This window comes from Aerococcus sp. 150760013-2 (genome assembly GCF_053627715.1).
Genome location: NZ_JBSEYI010000001.1, coordinates 52106 through 64832 on the forward strand (window position 1 = coordinate 52106; position 12727 = coordinate 64832).

The following is a 12727-nucleotide window of genomic DNA, read 5'->3' on the forward strand; positions in this document are numbered from 1 at the left end:
AAGACCGACTGGTTTGATGACTACCCTTGCGAGCGAGCTAGGGGGAGCAATCTGCCAATCGGTCTTTTTGTATATTCAGTGATGAGTTTTTAATATCGACACTTAAACGATTTTTGTTGGTGTGACAAAGATCGTTTTTTGTTCAAAGTAATTCACGAATCCAGGTTTACTTCCGTTTGGTTTTTTCACGTGTTTTACTTGCGTGTAATCAACGGGCACATTATTGGATTGGCTATATTTTGAAAAGGCTGCGGCTAATTCAGCTGCTTGGATGATTTCAGCTTCACTAGGTTCATCGGTTTCTAAAATAACATGTGAACCAGGAATATCCTTGGTATGGAACCAAAAGTGGTTTTTATTGGCCTGGCGCATGGTTAATTGGTCGTTTTGTTTGTTGTTTCGACCAACTAAAATCCGGTTACCTTCCACTGTTTTATATTCACGCGGTTTAGCTGAGCCATTATTTGACCGTTTTTTCTTATCTTGTTTTTGTTTTTTAAGATAACCCTGGTCAATTAATTCATCCCGTATATCCGCCAATTCATTTGGTTCGGCGAAGTTCAATTGGGTTTGGATGGATTCTAAATACTGGATCTCAGCTTCAGCAACGACTTTTTGTTTTTCGATATGATTGATGGCATTCCGTAGTTTATTATACTTATGGTAGTATTTCTGCGCATTTTGTGACGGTGTTAAGGCAGGGTCTAAGCTAATCGTAATGGGTTGATCATTGTCGTAGTAGTTGGCTAAAGTTACTTCAGTTTGGCCTTTTTCAATTTGGTAAAGGAAGGTTGTCAATAATTCACCTTTTAACTGGAAAATGTCGGCCTTAGATGATTTCTCCATATCCTGGTTTAAATTAGCCAACCGTTTGTGTTGATGAGTCAGATTCTTCTCAACGACTTGAATAATGGCATTACCGACTTGACGGACATAATCATGCTTACTCTTCTCTGCATAATAAGCCGTTAATAGGGCGCTCAAATCGTCATAATGACTTTCTTCCCCTGAAATTGTTGTGTAAGGGAAGACTAAGAAATGTTGCTTATCATCTTGGACCACTAAGGTTGGATTTGGATTTTCAAAGTCCGCACAGAAGTCTTGAATCACTTGATAAGGTTTACGACTATCTTTTTCAATTAAGCTTGCCAATTCAATTGCTGAATCACGACCTAATCCCATAAGTTGACTCTGTAAGAATTTAGCTGTCATTAAGGACTTGTCGGATTCAAAGTTTTCGCCAACCTTAAAGGGATTAACCTGGTTTTGGATTGGGGGCAGTTGGTAAGTCGCCCCAGGTAGGATCGTTCTAAAAGTATTTTGGTACATGGGCACATGTTTGATGGCATCGATAATCTTTTTATCCTTATCTAATAAAAAGATATTTGAATGACGACCCATAATTTCAACAATCAATTGTTGCTGGCTAGCGTCGCCTAATTCATCTCGTCTAGTTAAATTGAAGAGGATAATCCGATCATTGTCGTACTGTTCAATGCTATCAATAATGTTCCCTTCAACATACTTACGCAATACCATAGTAAAGTTTGGTGGGGTTTCTGGGTTATTATAAGCTTGTTCTGTGACTTGGATACGCCCAAAACTTGGATGGGCTGAAATCAATAATTTGTGGTTTTTGCGATTTGCGCGAATTGTTAAGACCAACTCCATATCGTATGGCTGTTGGATTTTATGAATGCGTCCGCCCGCAAATGTTGTGTTTAATTCTTTAATCAGTGCATGGGTAAACATACCGTCAAATGACATGTAAGCACCACCTTCCTAGCGTTTCATTATAAGGGATATTGGCGATTTTAGCAAAAGTTGCGATTTTTCGCTGACAAGATTTTTTCTAGGCAAAAATGCTCATATTCCAGATATTATGCTTGTCATTTTTCTCATGATTTGTTAATATTTGTTTAATGAGATATCAAAGACGAAGGGAGCCACTCAAATGTTAACTGCTGTGCAAACAATGAAATACTGGCAAAGCCACATGAATTAGTTGTATCTGCACGAGTGCGCATAGATACAACTTCAGTTTTCTGGACTGTATTTATGTGGAGACAAAATTTGAGCCTTTCAAAATAACCCCCACATAGACATGATAGTAATGATTTATCAATCAACTATGTGGGACCCAGCGTCCTACAGTTTAGAGTGGGGCGTTTTTTATTGTCAAAATTAGGAGGAAAGACATGAAGAAAATTTCAAGTATGGGTGCGGTATTAGTGCTTGCCCTTTTTGCATTATATCTAGCAATGCCAACCCTTATTGCAAAACGAGAAGGGCTAGAAGCTACAGGTCAAGAGGTGGATAAATCTCAATTAGTGGAAACAGAAGAAGACATCACTATCGGTTTATTACAATTTATCCAACATCCTTCATTAGACCAAATTAAAGATGGTTTCTATGATGGCATGGCTGAGCGTGGCTATGTAGATGGTGAAAACATCACAATTGACTACCAAAATGGCCAAGGAAACCAATCTGATTTAGCCATGATTGCGAATGCTTTTCTTGCTGAAAATGCAGATATTTTAGTCGGCATCGCAACGCCAGCTGCTCAAGCTTTAGCCAATGCTGCTAACGGCGATCGTCCGGTAATCTTATCTGCGGTATCAGACCCAGCTAACAACGGTTTTATCGCTTCTGATGAAAAACCAGGGGCTAATGTAACAGGGGTTACAGATATGGCACCAGTTGCAGAACAATTTGATTTAATGCAAGAAATTTTACCAGATATGGAAAATGTCGGCATTATTTACAATTCTTCAGAATCGAATGTAACCAAAACGGTTAGTGAAGCCAAGGCTGAAGCTGAATCAAGAGGATTGAACGTAGTAGAATCTACCATTACTTCAACAAATGACCTAGCATCAGTTGCTGAACAATTGGCTGGCCAAGTGGATGTTATCTGGGTACCAAATGACAATACAATTGCTAGTGCTATGGATACCTTAATTCAAGTAACAGATGCAAACGGCATTCCAGTTATTCCAGTAGTAGACGCTATGGTTGCTGACGGTGGGTTAGCGACAGTTGGTATCAACCAATATCAATTCGGTTTAGATACAGCGACAGTAGTAGCAGATGTCATTGAAGGCGCAGATACAGCAACTTATCCAATTATCTATAATGACAAAACAGATACCTACATCAATACACCTAAAGCTGAAGAATTGGGCTTTGAACTACCAGAAGAATTGATTGATGCGGCAATTGATGTTAACAGTGACGAATACGCTGAATTAGTTGGCGAATAAGGAGGGGACCATATGGACATGATAATTAGTGCTTTTTCTCAAGGGACAATCTGGGCTGTAATGGGTCTTGGAATCTATATTACTTTTAGAATTTTAAATGCACCGGATATGACAACTGAAGGGTCGTTTGTATTGGGTGGTGCCATTGGTGCCCAAATGCTTTACTTTAATATTGATCCTTTTACGACATTGTTGATTTCATTTTTAGCAGGTATGGCTGCAGGTGCTATTACAGGGTTTTTAGTAACCCGCTTGAAAATTAATCCGTTATTAGCAGGGATTATTACCATGACAGGGATTTACTCAATCAACTTGAAAATCATGGGTAAGGCCAACATGTCATTATCAACGGTGACGACTTTAAAAAACGCGATTGCTGGTTCATCCTTGCCACGTAATGTAGATACCATTGTGATTGGTTTAATCGTTGTGGCAGCTATTATTTTCCTGTTAACTTACTTCTTTAAAACAGAAATGGGGCAAGCTTTGATTGCAACAGGTGATAACATGCAAATGGCTAAATCACTAGGGATTGAAACGTCAGAAATGACTATGCTTGGTTACATGCTAGCCAATGGATTGATTGCTGTGTCAGGTTATATTGTCTCTAGTGATAACGGCTATGCTGATATTCAAATGGGTGTTGGTACTGTTGTTATCGGTTTAGCTTCTATTATTATCGGGGAAGTCCTATTCCGCAATGTGAAATTAGGGGTTCGTTTTATCACAATCCTAGTTGGTTCAATTATTTACCGTTTACTATTAACGATTGTCTTAATGATGAACTTTGAAGCGAATGACTTCCGTCTATTCTCAGCAATTATCGTTGCTTTATGTCTGGCAGTTCCAACCATTCAAAATAAAGTGGCTGACTACCGTGAATACAGAAAGGTGGCTAAATAATGACGACCTTATTAGAAATTAACCAAGCGAGAAAAGTATTTAACAAACGAACACCGGATGCCTTTGCAGCCCTAGATGACTTATCATTAACAGTAGAGAAGGGCGACTTCATTACCATTGTTGGGGGTAACGGGGCAGGGAAATCAACCCTATTGAACGCCATTGCCGGCACCTTCCTGTTAGACTCCGGTGCCATCACTTTAAACGATAAAGATATTAGTCGTCTTGCTGAAGAGGACCGGGCTAAATTTGTTTCCCGTGTATTCCAAAACCCGTCAATGGGGACAGCACCACGTATGACCGTTGAAGAAAACTTATCATTAGCTTTGAAACGCGGTCAAAAACGAGGTCTAGGTTTAGCTATTAAAGAGGACAACCGCAAACAATTCCAAGAGGCATTAAGCCAATTGCATTTAGGCTTAGAAAATCGATTGGATGCTGAAATCGGCTTATTATCCGGAGGGCAAAGACAAGCGATTGCCTTATTGATGGCAACTATCACTAAACCAGAAATTTTACTATTAGATGAACATACAGCAGCTTTAGACGCAAAGACATCTAAACGTATTCTAGAAATTTCATCTGACCAAGTAAAAGACCATAACCTAACAGCCTTAATGATTACTCATAACCTACAAGATGCCTTACTATATGGTAACCGGATGATTCTTTTACACCACGGTAAAATCATTAAAGATTTTAGTAAAGAAGAAAAAGACCAGTTAACAGCAGGTGATTTATACCAAATCATGGCTGACTTGGCTGAATCAGACTATCAAGAACAAGAAAGTTCTATTTAACCAAATAAAAGCGTCACAGTCCAAATCCTTAATCATGATGATGAGGAAAAGGGCGTGACGCTTTTTTTTATAAAAATGACTGAAGCTTATCCTTCAGTCGTTTCATTTAATTTGATTAAACTAATTTTGCTAAACGGTCTGGTTGGAAACCGTAGAAAGCTTCTTCGTTTTCAGCAACGATTACAGGTACAGATTGGAAGCCCATGCCTTTAACTTCAGCTAATGCTTCTTCTGATTCTGTAATATCGATTGTTTGAAATTCGATTTCTTTTTCAGTTAAATATTTTTTTGTGAAATTGCATTGCATGCAATTTGGTTTTGTATATACAGTTACCATTATTATCCCCCTAAATATGCCACATGTAGTTGTGATTTATCTTATGAACACAATATATAGGGTTTATAGTCCTGAGTCAAGTTGTTTAGCTTAAATTCTTTTAGCAAAAAATGTAACTCGTTCTAAAAGCTTGATGTATGGGAATTTCCAAATCTATCAAAATTTAATGAGGATTTAGAAGTGCAAATTTGGTACTTCATTCATTATTAATGATCGAAACAACCAAGTTCAAATTCTACCAAAAATAAAGGCCTTTGTCACTTGTAACTTGAAAACAAGGGGGACGATTTTATAATGAATCAAAATCAACTATTTAGAACGGTTTGATTCTACTATAACTCGAGGAAATTACCAATATGACCAATTGGATGAATTGGTGGCCCAAAGCCGCGCGCAAGCCCGTGACGCAAGTGCTAGATGGGAAACACCGATTAACCTTGAAAAAACTGGTTTAGATGACCATGCTGTTCAAATTCCAGTGTATCAGTCCTATCAAGCAATTTTAGAAAATCCACAAGTATCTGATATCAACCGACCAGGTCAATCATATATCAACTATAGATGGGCCGATATTCAGACAGCGGAGTAGGGTAATGACAGATAATCTAACGTAATAGACGGTACTTTCAAAATTCCGTGTAAAACTGTTTATCATTTTGTCATAAAAAACTTTTCTTCTTTGGCGATTTTGTATATAATAAGTACTGTTCTCATTATATTGTAATAATTAAGAACAGAAAGTAGGAATTAACATGAATGCACAAGAATATATTAAGGTCACTCAAGAAAAATGGCACAAGCAATACGAAGCTGAACCAGAATTCATCCAAGTTTTAGACGAATTCTTAGATTCTGTTGCGCCAGTAATTGAAGAGCATCCTGAATATGTAGAAAAAAACATTCTACAAGTTCTAGCGATTCCAGAAAGAATCATTTCTTTCCGTGTTCCTTGGACAGACGATCAAGGAAATGCTCAAGTAAATACTGGTTACCGAGTACAATTTAACTCAGCGCTAGGACCTTATAAAGGTGGGCTTCGTTTCCATCCTACAGTAAACCAAAGTATCTTAAAATTCTTAGGTTTTGAACAAATCTTTAAAAATTCACTTACCGGCCAACCAATCGGTGGTGGTAAAGGTGGTGCTGACTTTGATCCAAAAGGTAAGTCAGACAACGAGATTATGCGATTCTGCCAAAGCTTTATGACGGAATTACAAAAATATATCGGTCCAGATAAAGATGTACCAGCCGGTGATATCGGTGTTGGTGGACGTGAGATTGGCTTTTTATTCGGCCAATACAAAAAATTACGTGGCTTTGAAAATGGTGTCTTAACTGGTAAACCATTATTATATGGTGGATCATTAGCACGTACTGAAGCAACTGGATACGGTGCTGTATACTTCTTAAACGAGATGTTAAAAGCTAAAAACGATACAATTGAAGGTAAACGCGCGATTATTTCTGGTGCGGGTAACGTAGCTATCTACGCTGCTGAAAAACTTCAAGAACTTGGCGGTACAGCGATTTCAGTATCAGATTCAACAGGTTACATCATCGATGAGACTGGTATCGACGTAGCCCTTTTACGTGATGTAAAAGAAGTTCGCCGTGAACGTTTAACTGCATATGCAGAAGCTAAATCTACAGCAAGCTACTTTGAAGGTTCTGTTTGGGACCACGAAATTGCAGCTGACTTAGCAATCCCGGCAGCAACACAAAATGAAGTGAAAAAACCACAAGCTGATCAATTAGTTAAAAATGGCGTGAAATTCATTTCTGAAGGTGCTAACATGCCTTTAGATGCACCAGCAACAGAAACGTTATTAGCAAATGATGTTTACGTTGGACCAGCGAAAGCTGCCAATGCCGGTGGTGTAGCAGTTTCAGCACTAGAAATGGCACAAAATAGCCAACGTCAAAGTTGGACATTTGAAGAAGTTGACGGCATGTTACAAGATATCATGAAAAATATTTTCAGCGAATCGAAAGAAGCTGCAAGCACATACGGTAAAGAAGATAACTTAATTGCCGGTGCAAATATTGCTGGTTTCAAAAAAGTTGCAGACGCAATGATTTCTCAAGGTTTAGTATAATTCAAATACATTACACACGATGTGTAAGCGAGAGGTTGGCTAATATGGTCAACCTTTTTGCGTGTAAAGGGTTAGGCATATTCTTTTACTAGTGCTAGAATGAAAGAAAAGGGGTGAAGTTTGTGACATTATCAAAGGTTGATTTGAATTTAACGGCTGTTAAAAGACTTATACCAGTTCGTGACGAGGACGCCTATAAAAACCTGTTTGGTCATGTCCTGATTATTGCGGGGAACCATGCCATGGGTGGAGCTGCCCAATTGGCGACCATGGCTACAGTCAATTCGGGGGCAGGTTTAACCACGATTGCAACTGATTCAGCTAACTTGCCCGCTATCCATACTGTTTTGCCGGAAGCCATGATTATCGATTGGACGGATGTGTTTGCTGTCAAGAAGATGATTGAGAAAGTGGATATATTGTTGGTTGGACCCGGATTTGGGATGGATAATCTGGACTTATGGAAGCTAATCAAAACCACAATTGCATCCTCTAAACGCTCATTGAAGATCATCTTGGACGCAGATGCTTTAAATTTACTGGCGGCAGATTTGGCAGAAGATGAGGATAAGAAAATCCAAGAATTACTTTCCCCTGATAATCAACATGAAATCATTTTGACACCCCATCAAGGAGAATGGCGTAGACTAACTGCAGGAAAAGTCCGGGCCGACGACCAAGAGGGTATTCAAAATTGGGTAGACCAAGCGGGTACTATCCTAGTATTAAAAGGGTCATCAACGGAAATTTATGTGCCAAATGAGCCGGTAAGTTACCGAAATCCTGGTGGTAATCCTGGCATGGCAACTGGCGGTATGGGTGACACGCTAGCGGGGATGATTGCTGGTTTAGCAGGTCAATTAAACAAAACTGCAGATGCAGTTAAGCTGGCGGTTTTCTTACATTCCTACATTGGTGACCAGCAGTATGAATACCATTACGTCGTCCTACCTAGTCAAATTAGCAAACAAATTCCATATGCAATGAAAGAAATCTCAAAGAAAGAAATTTAAAAGTACAGTTAGAAAGTGTGATGAAATGGCAAGTAGGAAATCGCGATATAATAACCCTTCAGCGGGCATATTAATTTTAACCCGGGAATTGGATGGAAAAAAGCAAGTCCTGTTACAACACAGAGGGCAAACGGAAATGTTAGCGAATGTGTGGGATTGTATATCTGGACATGTTGAAGCGCAGGAAACGGTACGCCAAGCCATGGTTCGAGAAGTCTATGAAGAATTGGGCATTCAAATTCAGGCAGACGATTTAGAATTTGTGGGTCTAACCCACCTACGTGTAGATGATGAAACTACTTACTATAATATTTATCTGACGAGCAATCGATTTGTGGGTACCCCGCAAATTATGGAAACCGATAAACATGATGATTTAAAATGGGTGAACTTGTCCGATTTACCGGCTATGGCGGATGAAATCGTCCAAAATCGTTACCACGCCATCCAACATTTGGGGCAGCCACCATTTTATTCAGAAGAAGGATTTGCGTAAAAGGCGGTCATAAAAAAGCATTTTTTATGGAAGAGGACATGAATTTTGCTATTCTCTTTTTTATTTTGAAAGAAAATGATTGATTCTGAATGTTTTTGCGTGTATAATGGTTGTGGTATCGAGTAAGCGTTTGCATCTCCTTTACAAAATATTTACATGAAAGGAGTTCGAAAAAGGTGTTATTAGAAGAACGAAAAACCATCATCTTAGATTACTTAAACCAGCACCATATGGTCGATTTGCAGACCTTAGTCACCATGACTGGTGCCAGCGAGTCAACCTTGCGTCGTGATTTAGATAGTCTGGAAGATGAAGGACTCTTAATTCGCGTTCATGGTGGTGCCAAGTTGAAGAAGGGTGCTAATCCTGTAATTGGAGAAGAACCCCGATTTAGTGACAAGGTACTCGATAATGCAAATGAGAAGCGAATGATTGCCCAATATGCAGTGAGTCTGATAGATAAAGGCGAAACTATTTATCTAGATGCCGGTACAACTTCTTTACTAATGCTTGATTTCATCACACCAGACATGCAATTAAATATCATCACGAATGGTGTCAATCAAGCGATTGTTGCAGCTGGTAAAGGCTTGAATATCCAATTATTAGGGGGCACCTTACGGGGTAATACCCAAGCAATTGTTGGTCAAAGCGCTCATAAGCAATTAAAGAAATACCATTTTCACCATGTGTTTTTAGGAATGAATGGGATCGATTTAAATGATGGACTGACGACAACTGACGAAGCGGAAGCCTTTTTGAAAGAGCAAGCAGCCTATCAAAGTATAGACGTTCATGTCATGATTGACCAAAGTAAGTTTGAGAAAACTTATCCAATCACGGTAACCTTAAATTGTGAATTTCAAGTCGTTACAAATATTTTTAAAGACCGACATGCAAAAGAAGATTTTACTCAAGTATATAAAATAAAGGAGGTAAACAATTGATTTATACACTAACGTTAAATCCATCAATCGATTACTTAATGTACATTGATGAGATCCAAACAGGGAAGACGAATAGATCAACGCGTGAACAGATGTTACCAGGTGGGAAAGGGATTAATGTATCCCGAATCCTAAACCAATTTGAAGTACCCAATATTGCCTTAGGTTTTGTAGGTGGTTTCTCAGGGGACTTTATACGCGAATGGTTGGAAAAAGAAGGGTCATCTACTCAATTTATCGAAATTTCTAGTCCAACGCGTATCAATGTGAAGACTAAAGGAAAAAATGAAACAGAAATTAACGGTGCAGGCCCTGTCATTGATGAAGAGGCGATTAACCAATTGCGCCAACAAATTCAGATGATGACTTCAGAAGACTTGATAGTCCTTTCAGGTAGTAAAGCACAAGGGTTACCAGAAGATTTCTATTTAAGCTTAATTAGCTTATTGAAAGAACGCGGTATTCCATTCATCTTTGACACAGCAAGCCAAGAATTAATCGAAGCCTTACCAATGGCACCACTTTTAGTCAAACCAAACCAGGATGAGTTAGGTGACTTATTTGGTGTTGAAATCAATTCACTAGATGACGTTGTTTTATATGGTAAGAAGTTACAAGAATTAGGTGCAGAAAACGTCGTTGTATCACTAGGTGGTGACGGTGCCTTATTTATTGACAAAGAGCGTATTGTTAAGGCTGATGCACCTCAAGGTAAAGTCATCAATACAGTTGGGTCTGGTGACTCAATGATTGCCGGATTTGTTGCTGGATTACAACAAGGTTTACCAGCTTCTCAAGCCTTTGTGCTAGCGGTACAAAGTGGGAGTGCCACAGCATTTAAAGAAGACTTGGCAGAGAAGCAAGACATTGATGCTTTAAACGGAGCAGTGGGTCTATCATTTTTACATAAATAAGGTATACAATCGTAAATGAAGGAGATAGATATGAAAATTACGGATATTTTACGTGAAGAGTTAATGATTCTTGATGTAAAGGCAGATAACAAAGCCGCTATTTTAGACGAGATGGCGCAGAAATTAGTGGATACTGGGGCAGTGAGCGACTTTGATAGTTTCCGTTCAGACATCCAAAAACGTGAAGATACTATGAGTACTGGTTTAGGTAATGGTATCGCTATGCCTCACGCGAAAAATGAAGCAGTTACCAAAACTTCAGTTGTATTTGCTAAAAAACAAGGCGGTTTAGACTTCGAATCTTTAGATGGCCAACCAGCTGAATTGTTCTTTATGATCGCTGCTGAAGGTGGCTCTGCGGACACGCATTTACAAGTACTTGCTGAACTTTCTAAGTTACTAATGAACGAAGACTTCATTGCTGCTTTAAAAGGTGCCCAAGATACTGCAGCTGTTACAGGAATTTTAAACTTAGCACAAGCACAATTAGACGCAGAAAACAAAGAAGAAGAATCTTCTACTGATGTTTCTGCAGCTGACGTTGACGAAAAGCAACCATATATCATTGCGGTAACTGCTTGTCCAACTGGTATTGCCCACACTTATATGGCTGAAGATGCTTTGAAGAAAAAAGCAAAAGAACTAGGCGTACAAATTAAAGTTGAAACACGTGGATCTGAAGGCGTTAAACATGGTTTAACTAAAGAAGACATCGACAAAGCTGACGGAATCATTGTTGCGGTAAGTAAAAATGTCCCAATGGGTCGTTTCAACGGTAAAAAAGTGGTTGAACGTCCAGTTGCTGACGGTATCAACAAAACTGAAGAATTGATTAATTTAGCTTTATCTGGCGACGCACCAGTTTACACAACTAACCGTCAAGACGAAGATGATGCTTCAAGTGAAGACGGTGCAGGTTCAGGTCGTTTCAACTTCAAGTCATTATACAAAGACTTAATGAACGGTATCTCAGCAATGTTACCATTCGTTATCGCTGGTGGTATTATTATTGCCATTTCATTCTTAATTGAACGATTTGCCGGTAGCGAATCTGCCTTATTCTTAGGTTTCAATGGTATCGGTTCTGCAGCCTTTGCTTTCCTAATTCCAGTATTTGCTGGTAATATCGCTAAATCTATCGGTGGTCAACCAGCCTTAGTGGCCGGATTCTCTGCAGGTGCCTTAGCAAATACTGCTGGTGCCGGATTCCTAGGTGGTTTAGTTGGTGGTTTCCTTGCTGGTTATGTGACAATCTTAGTCATTGAAATGCTTAAAGGGTTACCAAAATCACTTGCAGGTACTAGAACGATCTTATTCTACCCAGTACTTACGTTATTAATTACTGGTGTTATCATGTACTTTATATTAGGGCCAATTTTTGCTGGTATCAATACCGGTATGTTGAACTTCCTTGAAAGTTTAGGTACTGCTAACTTAGTATTACTAGGTGCCTTACTTGGTGGTATGATGGCAATCGACATGGGTGGTCCATTCAATAAAGCAGCTTATGCCTTCTCTATCGGTATCTTTACAGATACAGGTGATGGTAAATTCATGGCGGCAGTTATGGCCGGTGGTATGGTGCCACCATTAGCAATCGCTTTGGCGTCAGTTTTATTTAAAAATAAATTTACTAAGACAGAAAAGCAATCAGGTTTAACAAACTTCATTATGGGTCTAACATTCATTACAGAAGGTGCTATCCCATTTGCTGCTGCTGATCCATTACGCGTGATTACTTCTAGCGTGCTAGGTGCCGCTGCTGCTGGTGGTTTAACACAATTCTGGACAACTAATGTACCTGCACCACATGGTGGTATCATCACTATGGTGGCGTTAGGTAACCAACCATTACTGCTAATCTTAGCGGTCATTATCGGTTCAATTATCTCAGCCTTAGTTTTAGGTTTCTGGAAAAAACCAGTAGCTGAAGAAGACAGATAATCATTTAAAAT

At 39.1% G+C, this 12727-nt stretch carries 12 protein-coding genes; 10 read left to right on the plus strand and 2 right to left on the minus strand.

The genetic code is table 11. The annotated features are described in order from the left end of the window. Positions 1–102 precede the first annotated feature (102 nt). Complete coding sequence (locus ACUW85_RS00260; protein ID WP_149314620.1) at positions 103–1767, minus strand: NFACT RNA binding domain-containing protein; 1665 nt, start codon at positions 1765–1767, stop codon at positions 103–105. A 431-nt stretch (positions 1768–2198) separates the two neighbouring features. On the opposite strand from ACUW85_RS00260, the gene trpX reads away from it, so the two are divergent. From trpX to ACUW85_RS00275, 3 genes are read left to right on the plus strand one after another with little or no spacing between them, the layout of a single operon-like run. Next, entirely contained in the window at positions 2199–3266 is a 1068-nt protein-coding gene (gene trpX, locus ACUW85_RS00265; RefSeq protein ID WP_149314619.1) for a tryptophan ABC transporter substrate-binding protein, read from the plus strand. A gap of 12 nt (positions 3267–3278) precedes the next feature. After that, positions 3279–4169 (plus strand): ABC transporter permease, encoded by an 891-nt coding sequence (locus ACUW85_RS00270; protein WP_149314618.1) that lies wholly within the window; start codon positions 3279–3281, stop codon positions 4167–4169. Beyond that, positions 4169–4969, plus strand: a complete 801-nt coding sequence (locus tag ACUW85_RS00275) for an ABC transporter ATP-binding protein (RefSeq protein WP_016897159.1) — start codon at positions 4169–4171, stop codon at positions 4967–4969. Before ACUW85_RS00270 ends, ACUW85_RS00275 begins: the two co-directional genes overlap by 1 nt. Positions 4970–5084: 115 nt before the next feature. Here the strand turns inward: ACUW85_RS00275 and nrdH are convergent, their stop codons facing one another. After that, positions 5085–5306, minus strand: a complete 222-nt coding sequence (nrdH, locus tag ACUW85_RS00280; protein ID WP_182023016.1) for a glutaredoxin-like protein NrdH — start codon at positions 5304–5306, stop codon at positions 5085–5087. A 376-nt stretch (positions 5307–5682) separates the two neighbouring features. Here nrdH and ACUW85_RS00285 point away from each other — a divergent pair, with 376 nt between their 5' ends. The 7 genes from ACUW85_RS00285 to ACUW85_RS00315 all read left to right on the plus strand — a co-directional run bounded on the left by ACUW85_RS00285 (position 5683) and on the right by ACUW85_RS00315 (position 12716). Continuing rightward, positions 5683–5895: a hypothetical protein gene (locus ACUW85_RS00285; RefSeq protein WP_149314617.1), complete on the plus strand. Its 213-nt coding sequence runs from the start codon at positions 5683–5685 to the stop codon at positions 5893–5895. 163 nt (positions 5896–6058) lie between these two features. Next, positions 6059–7402 (plus strand): NADP-specific glutamate dehydrogenase, encoded by a 1344-nt coding sequence (gene gdhA, locus ACUW85_RS00290; RefSeq protein ID WP_149255627.1) that lies wholly within the window; start codon positions 6059–6061, stop codon positions 7400–7402. A gap of 122 nt (positions 7403–7524) precedes the next feature. Beyond that, positions 7525–8415 carry an NAD(P)H-hydrate dehydratase gene (locus ACUW85_RS00295; protein ID WP_048727250.1) on the plus strand — a complete coding sequence of 297 codons (891 nt, stop codon included), beginning with the start codon at positions 7525–7527 and terminating at the stop codon, positions 8413–8415. Positions 8416–8440: 25 nt separating this feature from the next. Beyond that, on the plus strand, positions 8441–8911 hold the full coding sequence (locus ACUW85_RS00300; RefSeq protein ID WP_034252652.1) for an NUDIX hydrolase: 471 nt from the start codon (positions 8441–8443) through the stop codon (positions 8909–8911). 176 nt (positions 8912–9087) lie between these two features. Further along, positions 9088–9858 carry a DeoR/GlpR family DNA-binding transcription regulator gene (locus ACUW85_RS00305; protein ID WP_149314616.1) on the plus strand — a complete coding sequence of 257 codons (771 nt, stop codon included), beginning with the start codon at positions 9088–9090 and terminating at the stop codon, positions 9856–9858. Further along, a complete protein-coding gene (gene pfkB, locus ACUW85_RS00310; protein ID WP_149314615.1) occupies positions 9855–10772 on the plus strand; it encodes a 1-phosphofructokinase in 918 nt (305 codons plus the stop codon). Before ACUW85_RS00305 ends, pfkB begins: the two co-directional genes overlap by 4 nt. Positions 10773–10802: 30 nt before the next feature. Continuing rightward, positions 10803–12716, plus strand: a complete 1914-nt coding sequence (locus tag ACUW85_RS00315; RefSeq protein ID WP_149314614.1) for a PTS fructose transporter subunit IIABC — start codon at positions 10803–10805, stop codon at positions 12714–12716. Positions 12717–12727: the final 11 nt, after the last annotated feature.

Bases quoted from the DNA above. Each gene is read 5' to 3' on its own strand.
- ACUW85_RS00315 (WP_149314614.1), top strand. From the start codon at position 10,803: ATGAAAATTACGGATATTTTACGTGAAGAGTTAATGATTCTTGATGTA.
- trpX (WP_149314619.1), top strand. From the start codon at position 2,199: ATGAAGAAAATTTCAAGTATGGGTGCGGTATTAGTGCTTGCCCTTTTT.
- ACUW85_RS00270 (WP_149314618.1), top strand. From the start codon at position 3,279: ATGGACATGATAATTAGTGCTTTTTCTCAAGGGACAATCTGGGCTGTA.
- gdhA (WP_149255627.1), top strand. From the start codon at position 6,059: ATGAATGCACAAGAATATATTAAGGTCACTCAAGAAAAATGGCACAAG.
- nrdH (WP_182023016.1), bottom strand. From the start codon at position 5,306: ATGGTAACTGTATATACAAAACCAAATTGCATGCAATGCAATTTCACA.
- ACUW85_RS00275 (WP_016897159.1), top strand. From the start codon at position 4,169: ATGACGACCTTATTAGAAATTAACCAAGCGAGAAAAGTATTTAACAAA.
- ACUW85_RS00260 (WP_149314620.1), bottom strand. From the start codon at position 1,767: ATGTCATTTGACGGTATGTTTACCCATGCACTGATTAAAGAATTAAAC.
- ACUW85_RS00300 (WP_034252652.1), top strand. From the start codon at position 8,441: ATGGCAAGTAGGAAATCGCGATATAATAACCCTTCAGCGGGCATATTA.